The sequence below is a fragment of the Crocinitomix algicola genome, from assembly GCF_001661595.2.
In the GTDB taxonomy this organism is placed as follows: domain Bacteria; phylum Bacteroidota; class Bacteroidia; order Flavobacteriales_D; family Crocinitomicaceae; genus Crocinitomix; species Crocinitomix algicola.
The window spans coordinates 108,046-133,517 of record NZ_LYPF02000004.1 but is presented as its reverse complement, the minus strand read 5'-3'; the positions used below and the strand labels follow the sequence as shown (position 1 = coordinate 133,517).

The window sequence follows — 25,472 nt, the reverse complement described above, 5'->3', positions numbered from 1 at the left end:
TATTAATGACCTCCGTTTTCATGACCATGATCATCAGAATGGTGGTCATCACCATGGTCACCATGATGCGCTGCCTCTGGCATTTTCATTCGCTCCATGTTCAAATTTGATGGCGCAGAAATGGTATCAGGCAATGCCATTGAAGTAATACCATCTGTGTATCTCCATTCATCAAATTCTTCTTGAGTTCCCACGGTCACCGCCATCTTCATATTGGAGTGAGATACACCACAAATTTTATTACACATTAAAATATAATTGAAATCAGGGTTTCCAGTAATCTCACGCATTTCTTGAGTTGTGTAGATAGGCTTAACACGAAGAGTTGTTCTTTGACCTGGTACACAGTTCATCTGAGCTCTAAAATGAGGGAAATAAGCTGAGTGTAGAACATCTTGCGAACGTAAAACAAAGTAATATTCTTGATCTTTTACCAAGAATAACTCCGTTGCCATGTAATCATCATCAGCAAATTTAACAACAGAATCATCATACATACCAACCATGTCAAGTACCCGCTCACGAATTCGCTCCAATTTTTCAACCTTAGTAATCATTTGGTTCACTCGTGCTTCAGAAAAAGCCAATTCATTATTTGCTTCTTTTTCTATTGTTTCCTTAAGCTCTGCTATCTCATTGTTGATCCCTTTCACTCTCCAGTTGATACTATTGTGCGAAACAACACCAAGCGCGTTAGAATACGATTTTCCAGACTCGCTATCTTCAAAAGTACCTAATAGTTTATAGTCAGAATAACCCAATTTGTTATCATCACCAGAATAACGTGCAGTCCAATCAAATTGTTTTGCATAAATCTCCACAATTTGAGCATCATCAGATGGTTCACCTGTAATTTCGTTCCAAGTCATCAAACCTAAAATGATAATTACTGCTAAGGCACCTGCTGGAATAATTGTCCAAATCATCTCTAGACGGTTATCATGTGGAAACCAGTGCGCTCTTCTGTTAGGATCATACGCATATTTCCATGAAAACACAAAAAGTAACGTGTTTGTAGATAAGAACACGAAGATAACAATTACCCAGTTCACATTATACAACCAGTCAATATCCTGACCTATTTCAGATGCCGCGTTCGGTAACATACCTCGACCGTAGGCAAACAACATATAAAAGAAAGACCCAAAAAATATTAACAAGAACACCAACATTAAAGAGGCATTGATATTATTCGTTTTGAGACTCAACTCTTCTTCACGCTTTCCTCTAAGCTTAGAAGAAAGTTCATATACACGCATTATCTGAGCTACAGCTATTACAGCTAATACGATTACGACTAAGACAACAAATTTCATTCCCATTTCTAACTTCTTTTAATCTTGCTACTATTAAATATGATGGTGTTTACTTTCATCCAAATACGGGTGATTCTTTGGCATTAACGGAGCCTTTGTTAATGTATTTAGAACGAAGAATGTGAAAACTCCTGCAAAAGCTAAGAATAGACCAATCTCCATAAACCCAATTGTTCCATGTTCTTGCATTGTACCCGGTGTAACCAACATGTAGACATCACCCCAGTGTCCAATAATAATTGCAATACAAACAAACATTAGAATACCTGAATTTCTTTTTGCATCTGCAGACATTAATACCAGCATCGGTATGATGAAATTGATTAAGAACATTCCCCAATAAATAACTGGATAGTGCTCAATTCTAAAAACAAAATAGATGGCTTCTTCCGGAATATTTGCGTACCAGTATAACATGAACTGAGAGAAGAACAAATAAGACCATAAGAAGCTAGTAGCAAAAATCCATTTCCCGATATCGTGAATGTGACTTCCGTTTACCTGTTCTAAGTGACCTAGCTTTTTTAAATAAAGTACTAAAAGCATAATAGTTGTCATCGCAGTACACCACATACCTCCAAAAATATACCATCCGTATAATGTTGAGAACCAGTGCGCATCAATCGACATTAACCAGTGCCAAGTTGAAGTTGAACTAAAATATCCAAACAATACTAAAAATAACGCTCCTTTAGCAAAGTTCTTAAAGTGAATTTTTGTACCCCCCTCTAAATCTTCCTGTAAACTTCTTTTTCTAAATCCTTTGTAAAAGAGATAATACACTGACATGTACAAAATCGTTAATACCCAAAACATCCATTTTGTTAAAAAAGGAGCTTTTCCTTGAATTAAAGGGTCATGATCAACGATCTCACTATCCATCCATTGGTAGATATGACCTGTATGATGACCATGATTTGTAAGAGCTCCAAAAAATCCTCCATCCGTAACAGTTAAAATACCGAACACTACTAATAGTACTACCATACCTACGAGTACGTATGAAGCAACGCCTTCCACAACTCGTTTAATTGCCACAGACCAACCAGTCTCTGTCGCATATTGCAACGCTAGGAAAAATAAAGCACCCAACGCAATTGCAAAGAAGAAAAATCCATCAATTAATAAATTTGACATCAATCGTGTTGCGAATTGCTCAGAACCGATATTTTGAACAATTCCGATTATAAATGCCAACAAACCGACACCAATTACACCGAAAATGGTTTTTTTAGCTTTAGCTGAAATTTGAAATTCCATGTACCTCGTTTTCTAATTAATATTTATATTTCTTTTAATGCGCTGTATTGGTCAATGTATCAACCATAGCTTCTACCTCTTCTACCATTACTGAATCAACTATAGATTCAGCCACAGTATTCTCTTCCGTAACTTTTTTATCTTTCCCTGCAAGTTTCTCTATATAATGAACGATTTTCCATCGTTCAACCGGATTCACTTGAGAAGCATGAGAGCCCATAGCATTTCTACCATATGTAATAATATAGTACATCTCACCAGCAGTCATTTCTTTTTTATAAGCACCTGGTCTTGGAAATTTCCCGTTAGAATTTTCGATTACTGAACCTGCGCCATCACCTTTTTCACCATGACAGTGAATACAAAAACGCTCATATAAAACTTTACCTTCTTTTGCTACTTCGTCAGTATATGCAATTGGATTTATATCCGCTTTTGAATTTTCTAATCCTAAAGAATCTTGCTTTACTTCAAATAATCCATGAGATTTATCGACACCTATTGGTCCTCCATGATTATAAGGTGCTATATAATTATCACCTTCAGCGTATGGCACTGTTCCTACCGGTGGAAGATATGAGAATTTATTCGCTACTAAATTATGAGCAGCCGAATCGTATCTCCCTTCAACCTCACCATAATCGACATATGCTTCAACAGCAGGCGAACGATACATGTCCGGCATATACTCCAATCCCGGAGCATTGCTATCAGCAACACAAGAAACCAAGGTTCCGGTCGCGATGAATGCTGTTACTGTTAGTATTTTAAAAGCTTTCAGTTTCATTGTTTATCTCTTTCTGTGTCCAAGGAAAAGTTCCTTACAAATTCTTATCTTAAAATCTTTAATTGAGCTTACTTTACAACTACGTAATCTTTTTCCTCAATTTCGATTATATCTGTTTCTTTAATTTTTGCGTGCAATTCACTTGCGGAGAAATTACCATTTTCAGACAATCTAATTTCCATAACAAACCTGTCATCAGTTGTTCTTGGATAAGGATTATCTGCAGGCATACCTGGCAAAGTTTTATTTCTTAATAAGTATGTAATAGCCATACCATGTGCAGCGAATAAAACGGTAAACTCAAATGTAATTGGAACGAAAGAAGGAAAGTTTTCCAATAAACTAAAGTTCGGCTTACCTCCAATATTCATTGGCCAATTATCAATCATGAAATACTTGAACCCAACCACAGCAAGGGTCATACCTAAGAGACCGAACATAAAAGAAACGATCCCAAGACGTGTGTGTTTAACACCAATTACCGGATCAATTCCGTGAATTGGGAATGGTGAAAAAACATCTGTAATATGAACTCCTTCTGCCACTAATTTCTTAGCACCATCCATGAGCACATCATCATCGTCGTACATTGCATATATTACTCTATCAGCCATGCGATTCTTATTTATTCATTAAGTTTTTAGCTTGTTCAGCCCAGTTATCACGTTCTGCTCTTCCTGGGAACGATCCTGTAATAGAATCTAATAAATCGTATTCATTTTTTGTCATTTTACTAACTTGTTCGAATGAATAGATTCCAATTTCATTAAGTGTCTCTTCCAATTTTGGCCCCACACCACTAATCAGTTTTAAGTCATCTTTATTCTCTTCAGAACCTGCACCGATTTTCTCAATCAATGAAGAAATTCTATTTGTTTTTTCTTCATTCGAAACCTCTTCTACTTCAACTGACTCTTCAATCACTTTCGGTTTAGAGGGAGATGGACTTGTTCTTACCGGCGCACTTCCGTTTTTGTACGATTCACCAGATGATTTCAATATTGTTTTTAACTCAGCAATTGGTAGAACCGGGAAGTAACGTGCAAAAGCTAGGTAGAAAACAAAAAATAATCCGATTGTACCAACGAATATTCCTATATCCGTCCAAGTTGGGTGGAACATACTCCAAGAAGAAGGTAAGAAGTCTTCGTGCAGTGAAGTCACGATAATTACAAAACGTTCAAACCACATACCAATGTTCACAACAATAGAAATAAAGAATGTAAACAACAGACTCGTTCTTAATTTTTTAAACCACATTAACTGAGGAGAAATTACGTTACAAGTCATCATAGATGCATACGCCCACCAGTATTCACCAGTTGCTCTATTAATAAATGCATACGATTCATACTCAACACCTGAATACCAAGATATAAATAGCTCTGTTAAGTAAGCAACACCTACAATTGAACCAGTTACCATAATAACGATGTTCATGTATTCAATATGTTTTGTGTGGAGATATGCTTCTAGTCGCAGTCCCTTTCTTACAATTAACATTATCGTCTGTACCATTGCGAATCCTGAGAATACCGCTCCTGCCACGAAATAAGGTGGGAAAATAGTAGTATGCCATCCCGGAATTACAGACGTTGCGAAGTCAAAAGATACGATAGAGTGAACAGAGAATACCAAAGGAGTTGCTAAACCTGCTAAAACTAGTGAAACAATCTCAAAACGATTCCAGTGTTTTGCTCTACCTGACCATCCAAAAGATAAAATTGAATACATCTTTTTAGATACAGGGTTTTTAGCTCTATCACGGATTGTTGCAAAATCAGGTAATAAACCGATGTACCAGAATACAAATCCTACAGATAAATAAGTTGAAATCGCAAATACATCCCAAAGTAACGGCGAGTTAAAGTTAACCCATAGAGAACCGAACTGGTTAGGGATAGGCATTACCCAGTATCCTACCCAAAGACGTCCCATGTGAATTAAAGGGAATAAACCTGCCATGAATACTGCAAATATTGTCATTGCCTCAGCAGCACGGTTAATTGCCATTCTCCATTTTTGACGGAATAGTAAAAGTACTGCAGAAATTAACGTTCCTGCGTGACCGATACCAACCCACCAAACGAAGTTAGTAATATCCCAGGCCCATTGAACAGTCTTGTTTAATCCCCAAGTACCGATACCTGTTCCTAGCAAGTACAAAATACATCCTACTCCGTAAAGCCCTAATAAAAGTGCAATACCAAATAAGATATACCAAGCTTTTGGAGCTTTACCTTCAATAGATCTACAAACGTCTTCTGTAATGTCATGATACGTTTTGTGACCTAAAATTAACGGTTCTCTAATTGCAGATTCCTTGTGCATTCGCTTCGTTTTAGTATTATCTAAAAATATTAATTCTATTAATGGTGGTTAGTTGTTTCATGCGTCTCTTCATGTCCATGGCCGTGATCGTCTCCATGAGCGTCACCATGATCATCATGACCACCATGTCCATGCGCTGTTTGAATTTCATCTAACTCCGCATTAATTTCATTTCTAACTTTAACCTTGTACCAAATATTTGGTTTTACACCTATTTCTTCAAGTGCTTGGTATGATCTCTTCTCTTCCGATGATTTTCTTACCGCTGAGTTCGTATCATTCCAATCTCCGAAAGTAATCGCATCAGCTGGACAAGCATCGGCGCACGCCGTCATTGCATCACCATCTTTAACCGGACGGTTCTCTTTCTTAGCAACTAACTTTCCTGACTGTATTTTCTGAACACAGAATGAACATTTCTCCATTACACCACGCGTTCTTACAACAACGTCTGGATTCAATACCATACGACCTAAATCGTCTTGTGCAGGGTTAACTTCTGTAAATTTGCGGTAAGAAGGGTAATTAAACCAATTGAAACGACGCACTTTATATGGGCAGTTGTTCGCACAATATCTTGTACCGATACATCTGTTATACGCCATTTGGTTTAAACCTTCATTGGAATGCGTTGTAGCAGCAACTGGACAAACCGTTTCACAAGGAGCGTGATTACACTGCTGACACATCATTGGCATAAACGCCACTTTAGGATTTTCAGCTGGCTTTTTTAACGCACCAAAACCACCTTCATTAAAATCGTCTGGATTACGAGTACCCACTGTTGCTTCACTATCAGAAGCATAATATCTATCGATACGTAACCAATGCATCTCTCTACCTCTTCGAACTTCATCCCGACCAACAACAGGCACATTATTTTCAGAGCTACATGCGATTACACATGAACCACAACCCACACAAGAATTCAAGTCGATTGTCATTGCCCATCGATGTCCTACGTGCTCAACTGGATGTTCATCCCATAAATCAAACTCTTCAGTCAGCTCAACGTCATGATTCCAACCTGAGTGTAATGTATGTCTATGATTATAAGCAGATGGGTCTGCGTTCTTATATGTATTGAAAGTTGTCTCTTTCATGATGGAATTTCTTGCCATCACAGTTGCATGTGTTTGAGTACACGCTAATATATAAGTCTTACCTGTATCTGCAATAGAAGCTTCAAACGCTTCTGATTCGTTATTCGAAATTAGTTTATAAGCACTTGCTCCAATCATTGTTTTTGAAGCTTCACCATAAATTCCTTCTTGCTGGTAAGCAGATTTACCAATTGCCTCACCTCCTTCACCACGACCGTAACCGTAAGCTATTCCAATTGTACCTGGAGCTTGACCCGGTTGAGGATACACTGGCAATTCTATTGAATTTTCACCTACTTGGACTGCAACTACATTCTGTGCTTGTTCTTGTCCTAATTTTTTACTGTATCCAGCGGCATCCATATCGGAAGGAGCCATTGTTACATAATTATCCCAAGTCACTTTAGATACAGGGTCTGGTAATTCTTGCAACCAAGGATTGTTCGCATGAATACCTGTTCCGATTCCTGCCTTCTGATAGAAAGCAATCTCCCAAGTACCTCCTTTAATTTTACTCTCAGCTTTACCTGCTTTAGACAAGTCGCCATTGAACGGTATCGCAGATGCTGATTTTGGTTTATCCGATGTACAACTGTTATGAACCATTTCAGACCAATAAGTATGGAATGAATCGTGTCCCTCATTGTCCATTTGGTATCCCCATTTATCCCACAAACCTCTAATGAATTCATAATAGGTTTTACTATCTTTTCCAGCATGCTCTGCCATTCCTGCCCAAACCAATAAAGATTCAGCTGCAGGACGTGTATTATGTAATGGGCGAATTGTTGGCTGTGCTATTGCATAATGCCCTCCTTTAGGATTAAAATCGTTCCACGTTTCTAAAGCGTGACTATCTGGGCAATTATAGGTGAATAAACTTGCTGTTTCATCCGCATATTTAGACATTGACACCGTTAAACCTACTTTTGCTAAACCAGCTTTAAAACTTGCAGAATTACCATAAGTATAAATTGGATTAGTATCCCATGAAATCAAAGCGCCAACTTTTCCAGCGTTCATGTCTTTCACAAGTTGATCCATTTTATCATCCTCTGACTTGAACAAGTTAATTGGTGCATTCAAGTTAATTGTACCTTCATAGTTCTTTAAAGCACTATTTATCGAATTAACAATTACTTGAATTGATTTTCTATTAGAACCTGCAACTACAATCGACTCCCCTTTTGAAGCCTTTAGTTCTTTCGCTGCTTGTTCTATATTTTTAACTACCTCTTCAGCCAACCCTTCTGTTTTAATTCCAGGTACAGCTGAACCAGTTACTTTTTTATGCAATAATGCTAAAACTTTACCTTGTTCAGAAGGTTTTATCATTGAACGGACATCCGCATTTGAACCGGTCATTGACATATTGGACTCAAACTGGAAATGTCTTGACATCCAGTCATTATCCGGATTTCTAGTCAATAAATAGTCTGCCATGAATTGAACTGGCATAACCCATGAATTGAAGAAATCTGCACCAACACTAACAATTGTTTTAGCTTTAGAGAAATCATAATCAGGAATTATGTCTTTCCCGAATGACTCTAAATTCGCCTTTCTAATACCACTGTAAGAAACAGCATCATATTGCACATGTTCAATGTTAGTATTAGCAGGTGTTGCATTTAACACACCACCTTCACCTTCTACCGCAGTTGCTTGAGGATTAACTCCTCCAACTTCAGCCTTAAACTGTTCAATAATTGATAATGTAGAAGGACTAATAACTGTATTAGAAAGAAGCACTATTTTCTTTCCAGCTTTCACTGTCTTTTTAAGACCTTTTATAATTTCTTTATCTGCCTTAGACCAACCTGCATCCGCACCGTCAATCTTTGGATTTTGTAATCTTTCACTATCATAAAGAGACAAAACAGAGCCAACTATCCTAGGATTTGTTGCTCCTCTTGTAAATCCATGATCTTTGTTCCCTTTAATATGAATTGGTCTACCTTCCCGAGTCTTTACTAGAATACTGCTATACGCTTCACCATCATAATAAGTTGACGCATACCAATTAGCAACACCAGGTGTTACATCTTCTGGTTTAACAGCATAAGGAACTGCTTTAATTACAGGAGCTTCGCAAGCCGCTAACGTTGCTGCCGCTACACTAAACCCTAAAAACTTTAAGAAATCTCTTCTTCCTGTAGACGATTCTTTTAGTTTATCTTCTGCTAAAAATTGGTCAACACTTAATTCTTGCGGAAATTCATTCTTCGTCGAAGCTACGAACTCCGGCGTTTCATTTAATTCGTCAAGACCTTTCCAGTATTTTCTATTTGTTCCCATATCTATATATAAGCCTCTTTAATCCTAATTAGTAATGACATTTTGCACACTCTAAACCACCAAGCTCGCCAACTGTCACAACATCATCTTCTAAATATTCTTGATACGTACGTTTGTCTAGTAATAAACGCTCGTGAATTACATTATAATAACTTCCTTCCGGAGCCCCAGCAATATCAACTGTAGATTCTCGGTGACACTCAATACACCATCCCATTGTTAGTGTTGGTTTAGTGAATTTAATTTTGTTTTCATCATAATCTTCATCTGTCACACCAACATTATTCAAGTCTTCAGTAGACATCACTTTTGCCACTGTCTGTTTTTTCATGTTACCATGACATTGTTTACAATCAATTCCACCTGCAACAACATGCTGAGAGTGATTAAAATAAACATGATCCGGAAGGTTATGCACTTTCACCCATTGAATAGGCTCAGTTTCTCCTGTATAAGTTCTTGTGTCCGGATCATAACCCGCAGCTTTATGGATTTTTGCAATTTCCTCAGTACCTTCATCTGAACGCCCGTCCACTACAGTTTTATGACAGTTCATACACACATTAACAGAAGGAATAGTTGCATGTTTCGATTTTGTTACTGCATTATGACAATACTTACAATCGATACCGAGTTCACCAGCATGCAGTTCATGTGAATAAGCAATTGGCTGTTCCGGCTTATAATCTTCATACACACCTAAATCCAACCACTTCACCATTCCAAACGCCAACAACAGTATTACAGAAACAAATACCGTCACACCAAACCACCCTCGATTATTCCAAGCCCATGTTCTAGCAGAACGACCAACCGACTGCTGCGGCAAAGGCTCTTGACCATCTTGCTCTCTTGACAGCGCAGCAAGATTTCCTTTAACCCCACCAACAACTGCAATCACCACAACAAGCAAACCGGCAAACAACCACCAATATAGCGTAGAAGATCCTTCCTCTTCTACCACAACACTTGTAGTCCCCACTTCATCTCCACCTGCCTTCGGCTCTTCTGCAGCTTCGATATATGCGAAAATATCATCTATTTGCTTATCAGAAACAGTTTGAGGTGTCATTACAGACGCATCAAATGCTGACATTTCTTTTGCATATGGATCTCCACTTGCAATAACCTTTGCTGAATTCTTAATCCAAGCGTAGAAGTTTTCTTCTGTCGATTTCTCAATCCAACGTTCTCTTGCACCCTTAAGCGCAGGTCCTGTAACATCCCTAAACGGATTGTGACAAGACGCACATTTACCATTAAATAATTTCTCACCAATTGCCGGATCCCCCTCTTGGGCATGAACATTGCTAGATAAAGACAATACAGCAAATGCGGCAAGTGCTAAACGCTTGATTTTGTTAGTGATGAACAAAGTTTTTATTTTCATTTGAAAAATTTTATTCCTTTTTGTGGTTGTATACGGCGTACACAATCACGCACAAAATTAGCACAAAGTCGCACTAAGCCTAATGATTGAATTAATTTTTGAATGGTAAAATGCTAATTTAAAATGATTCTAAATAGACGGATAATCGCAAACTCTTATATAATAATAAATTGAGCAGTACATCAATTAAAAAATGTTAAAACCGCATGACCTTCAGAAACCAATCAATTGGTATTTTTTTAACTTTGTTTCATAATTCAGAAAAATGCAAAAAAAAATTACACTCATCTCAATACTATTACTTACAATTGGTCAAAGCACTATTGCTCAAGATGATTGGTTGAGTTTTCCGGGAAATCACAAAGATAGTACAACCCATAAAAACCTTAATTTCAGTGGTGAACAGGGTAAACTGACTGTTCATGAGGATAGCCGATTAAAAAAATTAAGTGACTTCGTAAGACAAGGTGAAGAGTCGATAACAGGCGTTCAAATTCCTGGTTACCGCATAGTGATATTTTTCGATCAAGACAAATCTGTTGTATCACAGCAAAAAGCAAATTTTTTATCGCGTTACAATGAACATAAGGCTTACGTTGACTATATGGCCCCCAACTATAGAGTACGTGTTGGAAACTTTAGAACACAATTAGAAGCTGAAGCATTGAAAGCAGAAATTTTAAGCGTATTTCCAACCGCAGTGGTAGTTGAAGATTATATTGAGTTACCCGAACTTCCAAGTGAAAATATAAACGAAACCGAATAATCACTCAACAACTATCGTCAAAATATTCACAAACACAAAAAAGGGGTTACCAAGCTGGTAACCCCTTTTTTAATTTTATACCTTATCTTAAAGTTTTGGCGCAACCTCAACTTCGTGATAAGCCTCAATTAAATCACCCACTTTAATATCATTGAACTTTGCGATATTCAATCCACATTCGTAATTCACCTTCACTTCTTTCACATCGTCTTTAAATCGTTTCAACGATCCAAGTTCTCCATCATAAATCACAATACCATCACGGATAACGCGTACATTCGAAGATCGTAGAATCTTTCCTTCAGTCACAAAACAACCCGCGATTGTACCCACTTTAGAAATTTTAAACGTTTCTCTAATTTCAGCAACACCAAGCACCTCTTCTTTGAACTCAGGGGCAAGCATACCTTTCATTGCAACTTCGATTTCTTCGATTGCCTTATAGATTACTGAATATAATCTGATATCAATACCTTCTCGTTCAGCCGCCTTACGAGCAATTGCTGAAGGTCGAACTTGGAATCCAATAATAATGGCATTGGAAGCAGATGCTAACGTAACATCAGCTTCAGAGATTTGTCCGACTCCTTTATGAATCACATTCACTTGAATTTTCTCCGTAGACAATTTCAACAATGAGTCAGATACCGCTTCAACAGAACCATCAACATCACCTTTTACAATCAAATTCAGTTCTTGGAAGTCTCCAATTGCTAAACGGTCACCAATAATTTCAAGTGTCAATTTCTTCTGAGATCTAAACCCTTGTTCTCGGTTTAATTGCTCTCGTTTAGACGCTATTTGCTTCACTTCACGTTCATCCTCTAAAACATTAAATTGATCTCCAGCACTTGGCGCTCCATTGAACCCTAGTATAGACACCGGCGTTGAAGGACCAGCCTCTTTAACCAACTGACCTTTATCATTATGCATCGCCTTTACCTTACCGTAATGTTGACCCGCAATAATAGGATCCCCTACTCTTAACGTACCTGCTGAAACTAATACAGTGGTTACATAACCTTTACCTTTATCGAGTTGCGATTCAACTACCGTACCTAAGGCACGTTTATTTGGATTTGCTTTTAGCTCTAATAATTCTGATTCAAGTAATACTTTCTCTAGTAACTCGTCTATATTCTGTCCTTTTTTTGCAGAAATCTCTTGAGATTGATACTTACCTCCCCAATCCTCAACGAGGATATTCATTTGCGATAACTGCTCTTTAATCTTGTCTGGATTTGCACCAGGCTTATCGATTTTGTTAATTGCAAATACAATTGGCACTTCAGCCGCTTGCGCGTGAGATATCGCCTCTTTGGTTTGTGGCATCACATCATCATCTGCCGCCACAATTATAATAGCAATATCAGTTACTTGAGCACCACGTGCACGCATTGCAGTAAAGGCTTCGTGTCCAGGAGTATCGAGGAAAGTCACTTTTTTTCCACCTTTAGTAACAACAGAATAAGCTCCAATATGTTGTGTTATTCCTCCGGCTTCACCTTCAATTACATTAGCTGATCGTATATAATCAAGCAATGAAGTTTTACCGTGGTCAACATGTCCCATAACCGTTACGATTGGTGGACGATCAATTAAATCTTCGTCCGCATCCTCTTCAACAAGAATTGATTCTTGAACTTCCGCACTAATGAATTCGATCTCATAACTAAACTCAGAAGCGACTAATTCAATTGTTTCACGATCTAATCGTTGGTTAATTGAAGCAAAAATCCCTAAGTTCATACAAGCACCAATGACTTCAGTTGGACTCACATTCATCATGTTCGCTAATTCAGAAACCGTTACAAACTCAGTAATTTTCAAGATGCTTTTTTCAAGCTCTTCTTGCTCGAGTTCTTCAGCTCTACGATCCGCAACATTTTGACGTTTCTCTCTTCTGTAGTTAGCCCCCTTCTTTTTATTTCCACCTTGCAAACGCGCAAGTGTTTCTTTAATTTCCTTTTGAATTTCTGCCTCGGTAACCTGTGGCTTTTCCTTTTTCGTGAACTTGCCTTTACCTTTTTTTCCTTTATTGTTGCCTTGTTGTGGTCGGTTATTTGATTGCTTCTCAACGTTAACCTTTTTAATTCGTTTTCGTTTTTTACGCGAATTATCTGACTTATCTTTCTCAACCGGCAATTCAATTTTACCAACGACTACAGGTCCAGAGAGCTTTTCACTCTTTGCCTTAATCATCTTTATGCCCTCCTCCTTCTTAGGTTCCTCTTTCGGTTTTTCCGATTCTTTTGGTTTTTCTACTGGCTTTTCCGTTGGCTTATCAACTTTTTTGTCAACAGGTTTATCTTCCTTTTTACGTTTAGACGGTCTGGTTTTTTGATTTATTGCATCTAAATCAATTTTACCAAGAACAGCAGGTTTTCTCACTGTACCATCTTCTTTTTGTTCAGGCGCAGTTTTCGCAGACTCTTCCTTTTTTTCTTCGGCGGCAGGCTTGGATTCATCTTTTTTAACTTCCTCAACTTTCGGTTCTTCCTTCTTTGGAGGAACTTCTTCGATTTTTGGCTGTTCAACTGGTTGAGGCGTTTCTTCTATAACCTCTTCTTCTTGAGATTCTACAATGACTTTTTGCGGCGTTTCTTCCACTTCCGCGGATTCGTCATCCTCATCTTCGTCATCATTTTCAACAGCCTGTTCTTTTTTCACATCCTTAAGGGATAATGATTCCCTTTTGGATCTTCCAATATCAACTGTTTCTGCACTCTTCTTTGCTTCGCGATCAGCCGCGAACTCCTCATCCAATACATCCAAAATATCTGCTTCAATCTTGGTGTTTGGCTTAGAATCTATTTCGATTCCTTTAGTATTCAAGTATTCAACGATAGTAGTAATACTAACATTAAACTCTTGTGCTACTTTATTTAACCTTTTTGCCTTACCTGCCATTCTATTTTTTACTTTACCGCCTAATTTATCTCGGAATTCTACGTAATCCCACTCTGTTTGTTACTCTATTGCACAAATTTATTCAAATTCTGCTTTCAACACACGTAAAACGTCCTCTACTGTTTCCAATTCAAGATCAGTTCTACGCGTCAATTCTTCAGAATCTAATTCAAGCACAGATTTTGCAGAATCTAATCCAATAGATTTCAATTCTTTAATCACCCATGTTTCAATTTCATCTGTAAACTCATCTAAATCCACATCTTCAATATCTTCTGCTCCTTCTCTATATACGTCGATTTCATAACCACTTAATCGACCAGCTAATTTAATATTATGACCCCCTTTTCCAATTGCTAAAGAAACTTGATCAGTTTTCAAATACACATCAGCACGATTATTTTCTTCATCCAGTTCGATAGACGTAATTTTCGCTGGAGAAAGCGCTCGTTGGATGAATAATTTATCGTTTGCAGTATAATTAATTACATCGATATTCTCATTTTTCAACTCACGAACAATGCCATGAATACGAGCACCTTTCATTCCTACACACGCTCCAACAGGATCAATTCTATCATCGTAAGATTCAACAGCAACTTTCGCTCTTTCACCCGGTTCTCGAACAATTTTCTTAATTGTAATTAATCCATCAAATACCTCAGGTACTTCTAGTTCGAACAATCTTTCTAAAAATTCTGTAGCCGTTCTTGAAAGAATAATTATTGGACTATTATTTCTAAGGTCAACTCTAGCTACTACTGCTCTAACAGACTCTCCTTTTTTGAAATAATCAGATGGTATTTGCTCTTGCTTAGGTAAGATTAACTCATTTCCTTCATCATCTAACACAAGTATTTCACGTTTCCAAACCTGATAAACTTCACCAGTGATAATTTCACCAATTCTCTCTTTATATTTTTTGTAAATATGGTCTTTTTCTAATTCTAAAATTCTAGAAATCAGATTCTGGCGCAAAGACAATACGTTACGTCTTCCGAAGTCTTCTAACTTCACCTCAGCTGCTACTTCTTCTCCAACTTCAAAATCAGGTTCAATTTCCAACGCTTTTGACAGCGCTATTTCCAAATTATCATCTTCAACTTCACCGTCAGGAACGATTTCTCTATTAATCCAGATTTCGACATCACCTTTATCCGGGTTGATAATCACATCAATATGGTCGTCAGTCCCATATTTTTTCTTAAGCATTGATCTAAAAACATCTTGTAGGATGTTCATCATTGTCTCTCTGTCAATGTTTTTGAATTCCTTAAATTCCGAAAAGGATTCGATTAATTCCAACGCATTCATCTGTTTATATTTAATTAGTCAAATGGAAGACAAAGATTGAATCTTCATCTTCTAAATTATTTTAAAAAGAAATTACCAGTTTGGTTTCTTTTATTTCGTCATATGTTAAAGCTATCGCCTCAGTCACCCACACTTTTTTCTTTTTTCCCTCTAGTCGTTGTTTTTCTTTTACTTCAACAACAATACCATTTTCGTCAGCAGATTTAAGAATACCTTCAATCTTTTTTCCATGTTCAATTGTCTGAACACTTACTTGCTTTCCAACATTCTTAAGGTACTGCTTTAAAACTCTAAAAGGTTGATCTATCCCAGCGGAAGACACTTCCAATGCAAAATCCTCCTCTTCACGATCCAAATTATGCTCAATATTTCGACTCACCGAAATACAATCTTCAATTGATATCGAACCTGTCTCACAATCTAACTCTAGGCTAATTTGATTCCCTTTTCCAATTTTGAGATCAACTATATAAATGCCTCTATTGAGTTCAGAAATGCGCTCTTCAGCTAATTTTATTACAACTTTTTTTTCAATCATTTTAAAGTACAAAAAGAGGGGACAACTGTCCCCTCTGTTTATCAATACTTATCTTTTAACGGTGCAAATATAAGTAGATTAATGGAATTATGCAATAACTTCGCAGTTTTAATTAAATTTCGCTTCATCCATTAGTTTCACTTAAGTATTTCATGCGCAACAATTTTACTTGGTGAAGCATCGTTTTCAAGGCTCATAATTTGAATTTGGATAATATATTTCCCATCCTTTAATTCGTTTGGGATGAACAGCAATTCAGAAATAGTTTTATGAAGCTGTGGGTTTTCAGGATAAGACCAAAAAGTTTTATGCGCAGTCAATGCCCCATGATCTACTTCTCGATCAACAGATGGCAAGTCTACCATCAAATGTTCAACCCCAATTTCATTTATAAACGAGATTGCCTCTTTGGTAAAGTAGGGCGGATTAGATCCAGAATATTGCTTCTTCTTTTTCTCAATTTCATTCGGCAATGTCCTAACTATCAAGGTGTTTTCGTGACTCCAGTTACTTAAACCATTAGAAATACAATCCTTAGTTATTACTTGATCAATTTGATTGAAAACTTCATTTTGAATCTTCTTCGGACTGACAGAGATCACCTGCGCTTTATGATGAAAGCTTTTGAGACATTGATTAATAGTATATAATTCCTTCGAAATATGGCCGACGCACTCGGTATGCGTTCCATTTCCATGTGGATTGATTGTAACATCTTTAAAGTTAACTGTTCCTCCCTGATTCACATCCCCAACAAAACTCCCACTTTTTACAGGTTCAATTTTCACCGGATTGACATACCAAGCATTAACACTATCTGAATGGCTACTAATTGGAATAGACAAGTCTACTCCTTTATCTGTGTCTATATATTCTTCTGTATTTAAGTAGAGTTTCATGCTTAAGCGATTACACTTTCTATAAGTAATTCGAATTGAATTGTAAATTTTTTCAAATATAATTTTTTTAATTCAGCCCATTTTCAATTCGATTAAAATAAGGCGATATTGGAATAATGAATAAATTTGCTACATTCTTAACTATGGCAAAGCATAAATTAATATTAGAAGATGATTATTCTTTCGAATTGATAGGAATATGCTCGAGTAATGCAGATTACCGATTAACTTGGGGGATAAACAAAGCATTAGCCATTTCATTGGAAAAAGACAAGGATTTAGAGATTGTCGTGAAAAAGGAGGCGGTGCATCACTACTCTTTTTATTCTTTCTATGACGAAATTGAGCACATTGAATATTATTTGATTAAAAATATTTCCAATCATTACAGGAGGTTGATTCCTGAAAAAGACCAGATTGATTATTTTTTAATGCTAAAAAACAATTTTACCCTTGAAATTAATGATATATTAACGTCATTAAAAGGGATTGACAGTATCTTAACCGCGTTTGTTTTTAACCCAGACGAACTAAAGTCTAAAGCGAATTTAATTTTTTAACAAATTTACTTTAGAAAACACAAAACGAAATTTTAAAAATGAAAAAAACAAAAATAGTAGCAACTATGGGGCCTGCCTCTACGGCATCCAAAGAGATATTAAGAGAAATGATTCGTGCGGGTGTAAATGTATGTCGATTGAATTTCTCACACGGAAGTCATGAAGATCATTTACGTACCATAAACATGATTCGTGAAATCAACAAGGAAGAAGGAACACATATTTCAATTTTAGCGGATTTACAGGGACCGAAAATAAGAATTGGTGAAGTTGAAAATAACGCTGTAGAATTAACGGATGGTGAAGAGTTAATTATTACGACAAATGAGTGCATGGGAACCAAAGAAAAAGTCTATTTAACTTATAAGGAGTTTCCAAAAGATGTTTCAATTGGTGATGCTGTTTTAATGGACGATGGGAAATTAGAACTGGAAGTCATCTCTACAAATATGGAGAACGAAGTTCGAACCAAAGTAGTTCATGGAGGGACCTTAAGTTCGAAAAAGGGCGTTAACCTACCAAATACAGCTATATCTTTGCCATGTATTACTGAAAAAGACTCAAATGACTTAACCTTTGCCTTATCTCACAATGTTGATTGGATTGGGTTATCTTTTGTTCGATCTGCCCGAGATATTATCGAGCTTAAACATATTATACAAAATCATAAATGTCATGCAAAAGTCATTGCGAAAATTGAAAAACCTGAAGCGATAAATGAAATCGAAGACATCATTAGAGCGACGGATGCATTAATGGTTGCAAGAGGAGATTTAGGTGTTGAAGTGCCAATGGAAACAGTACCTAATCTTCAAAAAATGATGATTAAAACTTGTCGGAAGCATGCAAAGCCGACCATTGTTGCAACGCAAATGATGGAAAGCATGATAGAAAACTTTACGCCAACTCGTGCCGAAGTTAATGATGTTGCCAATGCTGTTTTAGACGGGGCAGATGCCGTAATGTTATCAGGTGAAACCTCAGTTGGAAAATATCCACTTGAGGTGATTAAAGCGATGTCTAAAATCGTGAACGAAGTAGAGAAAAATGATTCTATATATCACAAAGAGGAATTACCGGAAAAAAATCAAGAACGTTTTATCACGGATTCAATTTGTTTCAATGCCACGAGACTAGCGCAGCGTGTTGAAGCTAAAGGGATAATTACGATGACTTTTTCAGGTTATACTGCTTATAAAATATCATCACAACGACCAAAATCGGACACGTTTGTATTTACTGAAAACAAGCAAATTTTAACACAATTGAGCTTAGTTTGGGGGGTTAAAGGTTATTACTATGATAAAATGGTTAGTACAGACCACACTATCAGCGACAGTAAGTATATCCTTAAAAAACTTGGTTTACTTGAAGAAGGGGATATTGTAATTAATATCGCATCCGTTCCAATTGAAGAAAAAGGTAAATCAAATATGGTGAAACTCAGCTATGTTTAATTTATAATCGTCCTGCAAGGACAGCTACTTTTTTGAACTGGCTGCGAATTCCTTCCTTATTTTTTACATCAATTAAAATAATGTAAGTACCTATTGCAGCCTTTTCTCCATCTTCATTAATTCCATCCCATATTAACAAACCATTTTGGCCTATAAAATAATTATCTGCTAGTTTTTTAATGAGTCGTCCTTGATTGTCATATATCGATACATCGATGTTATTATCGACATTTGTCAATTTAAAGTTTATCGTCAGCACATCTTCATATCCGTCTTCATCAGGAGAAAAAATTTGCGGATCAATGCTCACTTCACCTAACGCTATTGGTGCTGCAAATTGTGAGTTTAAATAACCCGGCGTTCCCCATTGGACATTTTCAGATGCGGTATGCCAGTTATTTGAGTTATTTAAACCGCCGCCAAAAGTTATTCTTTCCAAAGCCTTGCCATCTGTAGAATTTAATAATGGGTAATGATCATCGTCATCATAATGAAAATAATCTAGCATTGTTGAATCTGAATTTAATAAATAAACCGTTGCTGAATCATTTGGGAAACTCGGTAAATCAGTATCAATAAATTGTCCTACTCCGTATACCGCAAAATAATCAATTACTTGAGTAGAATCCTCAGACAGCAAGGCATATTCGTTGGGGAATAATAAATGCTGTTGTGCACCTATTAATTCGTAATTATCGATTTGATCATCCCAATTTGCTATGAATAATTTGTTAAGATCAATGATTTTGTCCGATATATTTACCAGCTCCACATAATCTGTTCCTCCAGTTTGCGGATTAAACAATATTTCGTTTAAAATAATATCACCTTGTTCGGGATTTCCGGGTAAGCCAAATTGGATTTGGTCATTAATTAGATTTCCCCAACAATCCTGTCCACCACTTACAGTCAAAGTGTAATACGTATTTTCTTCTAAGGTCAAATCATATAAACGGTATGAATCAAAATTTAAAAATTCTCCTTCAAAACCTCCAGCAGTTGGATTGATTTCAATCTCCAAATCTATGGTAGTGTCCAAATTTTCATTAAAGCTAATTATAATTTCATTATCGTTCAGCACCTCTAAAAACGCTATTACAGGGGCTTGTACATCATCCTCATTCGACCATATTGAATTCTGACTGCCTGGAGTTCCGCCCGAAGGATGTTCAGAAGCACTCCAATTATCTTTTCCACTGCAAGGCGCTTCCATATTTATCCGTTCTAGGGTCCATCCTCCATCATCCTTATCATTATTATTATACCATGTTTGATTGTAAAACACAGAATCGATTAGCAACCCTTCGTTATTTTTTATAACAATATAATCTTCAGCATTTGTCAATGTCGGTAATCCCGCCAATTCGATGTAATTATCAATCCCAAACAATTCACCTTCCTCCAATCCACATAACACCAAATATTGATTAGGCTCGATGATATAAGAAGGAAGCGTTGTCATTGTTGAATTATCATTAATTGTCCAATTTTCGAGTTCAAATACTTTATCAGATCTATTAAATATCTCTATGAATTCGACTTCTGGCAATCCAACTATTGGACTGGGGTCAATCATGAGTTCTGAAAAGACAAGATCATTTTCAAAAGCTAATTCTGGAATAAAATAAAAGAACTCTTCCACTGTGGGATCGATTATATTATCATCCAAATCCTCGACATTATTAACTTCCAAGTTATACCAAGTTGCATTCAACAAAGGTGAGTCAAACGTTAAATCAACTTGGGAAAAATCAACCGCATCACGTACTGCTGATATTGGATTACCTGCACCATTATCTAAAAAATAATTTGATGTGTTCTCTGCTGTAACACCATTCACTGGTTCTGAGAAAAACACACGAATTGATGTTGGAGAAACAACTGTGATAGTTTCAACGGTTGGTGGAGTTGTATCAATGTACGGTGTCCCTAACTCATCAAAGAAAAACTTATCCGAACGTGTAGATGTATATTTACAAAAAACGCCAAAATAGGCCGAACTTAAATGTGTATTATCCAATACGGTACCTTCTGATACAAATGAATACCCTCCCGTGGCATCTCTTAACAATTCCCAATTGCCTAAAGCGTCGCGTGTAACTCGTATTCTAACATTAACATCAGCAAGATCTACAACATCATTTATTCCGTCAATTATTTTAGTAATTGTAGCACCTGATTGCCGGTATAAACTAATTTCATCATCTGTATTTCCTACTTGAACAAAATACCCGTTTAAATCATCCTTGAGATTTTCCTGGTCAGTAACTAAATAAACACGCACCAAGTTACTTGAAGATGGATTAAATGCCATTCTTATCCAAAAATCCCAAGTTACATCGTCAATTACTGTTGAATTTGTGACCAAGTAAGACGTATCTGCCTCTGGTGGTGCATTTAATTGCAATTGATTATCCGCATTGACAATAAAATTATCAGTTACTCCAATCCATACCGGATCGGTATCGAAATTTCCATCTCCAAAATTTTCAGAGAATTGAGCCTTCGTTACAAAGGCCACAAATAAAATACCGAGTGTTAAATAAAATCTCATTTTTAATATTCAGTAAGCACGTTAAATATAGTACTTTTGTAACGTCTAAAAAAATTAAAAAATGAAAGTCGCGATAGTTGGAGCAACGGGAATGGTTGGAACGGAAATTTTGGCTGTATTAAAGGAACAAAATTTGCCAATCGATGAATACTTGATGGTAGCATCTGAAAAATCAGTTGGAAAAGAAATTACCTTCATGAATAAATCGTATACTGTTATAGGACTAGCAACTGCTGTTGATGCTGCTCCCGACATTGCCATTTTTTCTGCTGGTGGTGGAACATCACTTGAATGGGCGCCAAAATTTAAAGCGGCTGGCACAACAGTTATTGACAATTCGAGTGCTTTTAGAATGGATCAAGATAAACCACTTATTGTTCCTGAAATTAACGCGGACAAAATTGAATCGACGGATAAAATAATTGCGAATCCTAATTGCTCAACCATTCAAATGGTTATGGTTTTATCGCCTTTGCATAAAAAGTATAAAGTAAAACGTGTAATTGTATCCACTTATCAGTCGATCTCTGGTTCAGGAGTAAAAGCAATGAAACAATTGGAGAACGAGAAAGCTGGTTTGGATGGAGAGATGGCCTACCCGTACCCTATCAACGAAAATTGCTTACCACATTGCGATGTTTTTCTAGACAACGGTTATACCAAAGAAGAAATGAAACTCACCAATGAAACGAAGAAAATTCTTGACCCATCAATCAATGTTACTGCAACAGCTGTTCGAGTTCCTGTATCTGGTGGCCATTCAGAAGCGGTGAATATAGAATTTGAATCTGATTTTGAATTAAATGAAGTTCGAAAAATACTACACGAAACACCTGGGGTTTGTTTGAAAGACAATGTTGAGACCAACACTTATCCTATGCCAATTTATGCAAAAGGAAAAGATGATGTTTTTGTAGGACGAATTCGACGAGACGAGAGCCAAGCTAATACGTTAAACCTATGGATTGTTGCTGACAACTTAAGAAAAGGAGCTGCTACCAATGCAGTTCAGATAGCTGCACACTTGATAAACAATGATTTAGTTTAGCAATTCTATTCGTTAGACTCTTCGGTAAAGTGATCGTAAACGCGAATATTATCGGGATTATCTGGTTTCATATAATAGACTACTGAAAGATCCCTAAACTCCATTTCATTTACATCAAAATTATGTAATTCAGGATTAATTAGTCGAATATCAACATTAAAATAAAGCGGCATAATTACAGCGTCATTAATTAATATTTGATCTGCTTTAGCATATAGTCCCATTCGTCTATCCAAATTAATCTCTTGCAATGCTTCTTCGTAGATAAGATCGAAGTCGGCGTTTTGATATCTGAAATAATTAATTGACATATCACGTTCCGGAATAATGTTTTTACCATAGAATAGGTGAAGAAAATTTGAAGGGTCAGGATAATCAGCAATCCAGCCAAACCTCCAAAAATCTACCTGTCCTTGTTCTACCTTTGGCTGTAATTCAGCCATTGGCATTACATTAATCAAAATACTTATGTTCAATGTTTTATTTATCATATAGGTTAACGCCTCAGCTACTTTTTCATTAACACCTCCACTCGAATTTAAATTCAGAGTGACTTGTGGAAATCCTTCTCCATTCGGATAACCCGCTTGAGCAAGTAATTCTCTCGCCTGAATAGGATCATAATAAAATCCATTTACTGATTGGCTGGGGTAACCTTTAATTTCAGGCACAAACCCATGGTAAGCAGGACTGCCTTCTCCCTGCAAAATAAAATCCACTATTGAATCTCTGTCAATCGCATAATTAAATGCTTTTCGAATTCGTACATCATTAAATACTTCACTCGTATAAAGAAATCCATAATATTGAATGTTTAAACTATTGATTGATTGAACTTCGAAGGCCTTATTTTTACCATCCATTGCTTCTTGTAGTGAGCCCATAATGTTTGGCACTTCTTGATATGGAATTCCCCAAACCATATCTAGTTTATCATTTTTAAAAGCGTTTAATTCTTCATTCTTATCTTTTATAAACGAAAAATGAATTTCATTTAAAAAGGGAAGCTTATTACCAAATTCATCATTTGCCCAATAATTTGAATTCTTTTTTAATATTATTTCTTCTCCATTTTCGATTTTTTTTGGGATAAACGGACCCGTTCCAACCATCTGAGACTTCATTCCTTCAAAACCATATTTTTGAATTGCTTCTTTGGGGTAGACAGATGTCGCAAGAATTGCTAGCAAATTTGGAAATGCGGCGTAAGGATTAATCAATTTAAACTCTAATGTAGAATCATTTAGAGCGCGTATTCCATCAACCGAATTTGAAGCTCCGTCTGCATATTGTTCCGCACCGATAATTCGTCCTCGAAATAGAGTAGACCATTTATTGGAAGCATGATTAGAACATAAAAATTCAAAGCAATACTTAAAATCTTGAGCCGTTACTTTTCTACCTAAGCTATTTGGAAAACAGGGGTCGTTGACAAAATAGACATCATTTCGTAAATGAAAGGTATAGGTCAATTTATCCTGAGATATCGCAAAAGAATGAGCAATACATGGTTCAAGCTCTAAAGTAGATTGATTAAATTTTAATAAGCCTTCATAAACTTGACTTGCGATATGGTTCGAATATATATCATTGATAGCAGGTGGAAAAAGGCTTGTGAAGTCCTCAACAGAATTCAATCGAACTACACCGCCGTTAAACTTTTCACCTTTAACCGCAATCAGTTCGTTGGGATCACCTTCATTTTTTGCAAGATTATCATTATTTCCTCCGCATCCAATTAGCAGAGCGAACAAGGCAAAGATAACACCTCTATGAAATTTTTCCATGCTTGCAGTTTTATCAGGTAAAACAAATATATAAAAACTCTTGAATTATCCTTTTTTATATATCTACCGCGCGACGGAATGGATTCTTATGTGTGTAATGATTAAAATTAGTGAAACGTAACGATAATTCTAGTCCTCCTCGATATGAAGAGGCAGTGTTTAACCGTGACATATTGATATCATACGATAAACCAAATGAAAAAGACTCTACATCCAAAAATATCTGGGGAATCACGGCATCAAAAACATTATTTATCCGAAAATTGAATCCACCTGAAACAGCAACATCTGTTCCATAACCCGTTCGTTTAGAACCTGATTGAAGTGTATATTTAGCAATGGCACCAAAAACAACTTCACTTTGTTTTCCCTGAATTTGAGTTGTCAAATTTGGATACCAGTATAAATCAAGAATTGGGGTTGGCAGAACGGCAGAGGCATGAAAAACCATTCGCATTGGTGTTCTCACTTCCTCCCCAAATATAAATCCAGTTTCGGGTCTATTTAAATGATAAACAGCTAAACCTATTTTAGCATCATGAGGAGCTCCGAACGCAACACTTCGGTCATTTTTTCGGTACCACCACGCAACTCCTGCGGATAGGTCCCAAAATTGTTGCGGATTAAAATCTACACCTTCACCATCAAACAAAGCTGGATCAAAATTTAAGCCAGAATACTGACTACCCCATTGCATGTTTGAGGTACTTATTCCCAACTTACCATAACCGCCTTGTAACCCAATTGAAAAGCGTTGATTTCTGGATATTTTAAATATGGATGAGAAAGAAGCTCCCAAATTTGTTGCACCGAGCTCAACATCTCCAGACACATCTTTCGCTGCAAAAAGACCCACACCATAAAAAGTTGGATGCTTTGGTCGGCCCTTACCAAATGTAAACTCGGCGGATGACGCGTAGGTTCGAAAAGTATTATTAATAGACTGCCATTGATCTTTCCAATTAGCTGTGGCGCGAATATTACCATTAAACGTTCCTGTAAACGCCGGGTTCACAAGAAACTCAGAACGCGCTAATTGAGAGAAGTGAATGTCTTGATTAAAGCCAATTATTGGCATTAATATTAAAATGATATGTACAACAATACGTTTCAATCCTTAGTTCTTACGAAGACTTTCTATTAAAGATACTTAT

The 25,472-nt window shown here is 36.6% G+C and carries 18 protein-coding genes; 4 read left to right on the top strand and 14 right to left on the bottom strand.

Features of this window, described 5'->3' with window-relative positions; translation table 11 throughout:
• Positions 1 to 2 precede the first annotated feature (2 nt).
• From A8143_RS03700 to A8143_RS03670, 7 genes are all read right to left on the bottom strand, one after another.
• Positions 3 to 1,322 carry a cytochrome c oxidase subunit II transmembrane domain-containing protein gene (locus tag A8143_RS03700; protein ID WP_066756464.1) on the bottom strand — a complete coding sequence of 440 codons (1,320 nt, stop codon included), beginning with the start codon at positions 1,320 to 1,322 and terminating at the stop codon, positions 3 to 5.
• A 27-nt stretch (positions 1,323 to 1,349) separates the two neighbouring features.
• The gene (locus A8143_RS03695; protein WP_245676457.1) at positions 1,350 to 2,576 is read right to left on the bottom strand and encodes a quinol:cytochrome C oxidoreductase; all 1,227 of its coding nucleotides are present in this window, start codon (positions 2,574 to 2,576) and stop codon (positions 1,350 to 1,352) included.
• Between the two features lie 34 nt (positions 2,577 to 2,610).
• A complete protein-coding gene (locus A8143_RS03690) occupies positions 2,611 to 3,363 on the bottom strand; it encodes a c-type cytochrome (protein ID WP_066756462.1) in 753 nt (250 codons plus the stop codon).
• A 68-nt stretch (positions 3,364 to 3,431) separates the two neighbouring features.
• Positions 3,432 to 3,977, bottom strand: a complete 546-nt coding sequence (locus A8143_RS03685; protein WP_066756457.1) for a DUF3341 domain-containing protein — start codon at positions 3,975 to 3,977, stop codon at positions 3,432 to 3,434.
• A 7-nt stretch (positions 3,978 to 3,984) separates the two neighbouring features.
• The gene (gene nrfD / locus A8143_RS03680; RefSeq protein ID WP_083261199.1) at positions 3,985 to 5,694 is read right to left on the bottom strand and encodes an NrfD/PsrC family molybdoenzyme membrane anchor subunit; all 1,710 of its coding nucleotides are present in this window, start codon (positions 5,692 to 5,694) and stop codon (positions 3,985 to 3,987) included.
• 38 nt (positions 5,695 to 5,732) lie between these two features.
• A complete protein-coding gene (locus A8143_RS03675) occupies positions 5,733 to 9,095 on the bottom strand; it encodes a TAT-variant-translocated molybdopterin oxidoreductase (protein ID WP_066756454.1) in 3,363 nt (1,120 codons plus the stop codon).
• Between the two features lie 28 nt (positions 9,096 to 9,123).
• The gene (locus tag A8143_RS03670) at positions 9,124 to 10,485 is read right to left on the bottom strand and encodes a cytochrome c3 family protein (RefSeq protein ID WP_066756450.1); all 1,362 of its coding nucleotides are present in this window, start codon (positions 10,483 to 10,485) and stop codon (positions 9,124 to 9,126) included.
• Positions 10,486 to 10,750: 265 nt separating this feature from the next.
• Here A8143_RS03670 and A8143_RS03665 point away from each other — a divergent pair, with 265 nt between their 5' ends.
• Positions 10,751 to 11,251: an SPOR domain-containing protein gene (locus tag A8143_RS03665; protein ID WP_066756448.1), complete on the top strand. Its 501-nt coding sequence runs from the start codon at positions 10,751 to 10,753 to the stop codon at positions 11,249 to 11,251.
• Positions 11,252 to 11,338: 87 nt separating this feature from the next.
• On the opposite strand, the gene infB is transcribed toward A8143_RS03665, so the two are convergent.
• From infB to A8143_RS03645, 4 genes are all read right to left on the bottom strand, one after another.
• Complete coding sequence (infB, locus tag A8143_RS03660; protein ID WP_066756445.1) at positions 11,339 to 14,161, bottom strand: translation initiation factor IF-2; 2,823 nt, start codon at positions 14,159 to 14,161, stop codon at positions 11,339 to 11,341.
• Positions 14,162 to 14,239: 78 nt separating this feature from the next.
• Positions 14,240 to 15,475, bottom strand: a complete 1,236-nt coding sequence (gene nusA, locus A8143_RS03655; RefSeq protein WP_066756443.1) for a transcription termination factor NusA — start codon at positions 15,473 to 15,475, stop codon at positions 14,240 to 14,242.
• Between the two features lie 61 nt (positions 15,476 to 15,536).
• Positions 15,537 to 16,013, bottom strand: coding sequence for a ribosome assembly cofactor RimP (rimP, locus tag A8143_RS03650; protein WP_066756441.1), 477 nt, complete (start codon positions 16,011 to 16,013; stop codon positions 15,537 to 15,539).
• Positions 16,014 to 16,150: 137 nt separating this feature from the next.
• A complete protein-coding gene (locus A8143_RS03645) occupies positions 16,151 to 16,912 on the bottom strand; it encodes a cyclase family protein (protein ID WP_066756439.1) in 762 nt (253 codons plus the stop codon).
• A gap of 143 nt (positions 16,913 to 17,055) precedes the next feature.
• Between A8143_RS03645 and A8143_RS03640 the strand changes: the two genes are divergently transcribed.
• On the top strand, positions 17,056 to 17,472 hold the full coding sequence (locus A8143_RS03640) for an IPExxxVDY family protein (protein WP_175437474.1): 417 nt from the start codon (positions 17,056 to 17,058) through the stop codon (positions 17,470 to 17,472).
• Between the two features lie 38 nt (positions 17,473 to 17,510).
• On the top strand, positions 17,511 to 18,929 hold the full coding sequence (gene pyk / locus A8143_RS03635; protein ID WP_066756432.1) for a pyruvate kinase: 1,419 nt from the start codon (positions 17,511 to 17,513) through the stop codon (positions 18,927 to 18,929).
• A gap of 1 nt (position 18,930) precedes the next feature.
• Here the strand turns inward: pyk and A8143_RS03630 are convergent, their stop codons facing one another.
• On the bottom strand, positions 18,931 to 21,483 hold the full coding sequence (locus A8143_RS03630) for a lamin tail domain-containing protein (RefSeq protein WP_066756429.1): 2,553 nt from the start codon (positions 21,481 to 21,483) through the stop codon (positions 18,931 to 18,933).
• A 61-nt stretch (positions 21,484 to 21,544) separates the two neighbouring features.
• On the opposite strand from A8143_RS03630, the gene A8143_RS03625 reads away from it, so the two are divergent.
• Complete coding sequence (locus tag A8143_RS03625) at positions 21,545 to 22,531, top strand: aspartate-semialdehyde dehydrogenase (protein ID WP_066756426.1); 987 nt, start codon at positions 21,545 to 21,547, stop codon at positions 22,529 to 22,531.
• A 5-nt stretch (positions 22,532 to 22,536) separates the two neighbouring features.
• On the opposite strand, the gene A8143_RS03620 is transcribed toward A8143_RS03625, so the two are convergent.
• Together A8143_RS03620 and A8143_RS03615 are read right to left on the bottom strand one after the other, a co-directional pair.
• Entirely contained in the window at positions 22,537 to 24,318 is a 1,782-nt protein-coding gene (locus A8143_RS03620; RefSeq protein WP_066756424.1) for a peptide ABC transporter substrate-binding protein, read from the bottom strand.
• A 55-nt stretch (positions 24,319 to 24,373) separates the two neighbouring features.
• Complete coding sequence (locus tag A8143_RS03615; protein WP_139134257.1) at positions 24,374 to 25,432, bottom strand: PorP/SprF family type IX secretion system membrane protein; 1,059 nt, start codon at positions 25,430 to 25,432, stop codon at positions 24,374 to 24,376.
• Between the last annotated feature and the right edge of the window lie 40 nt (positions 25,433 to 25,472).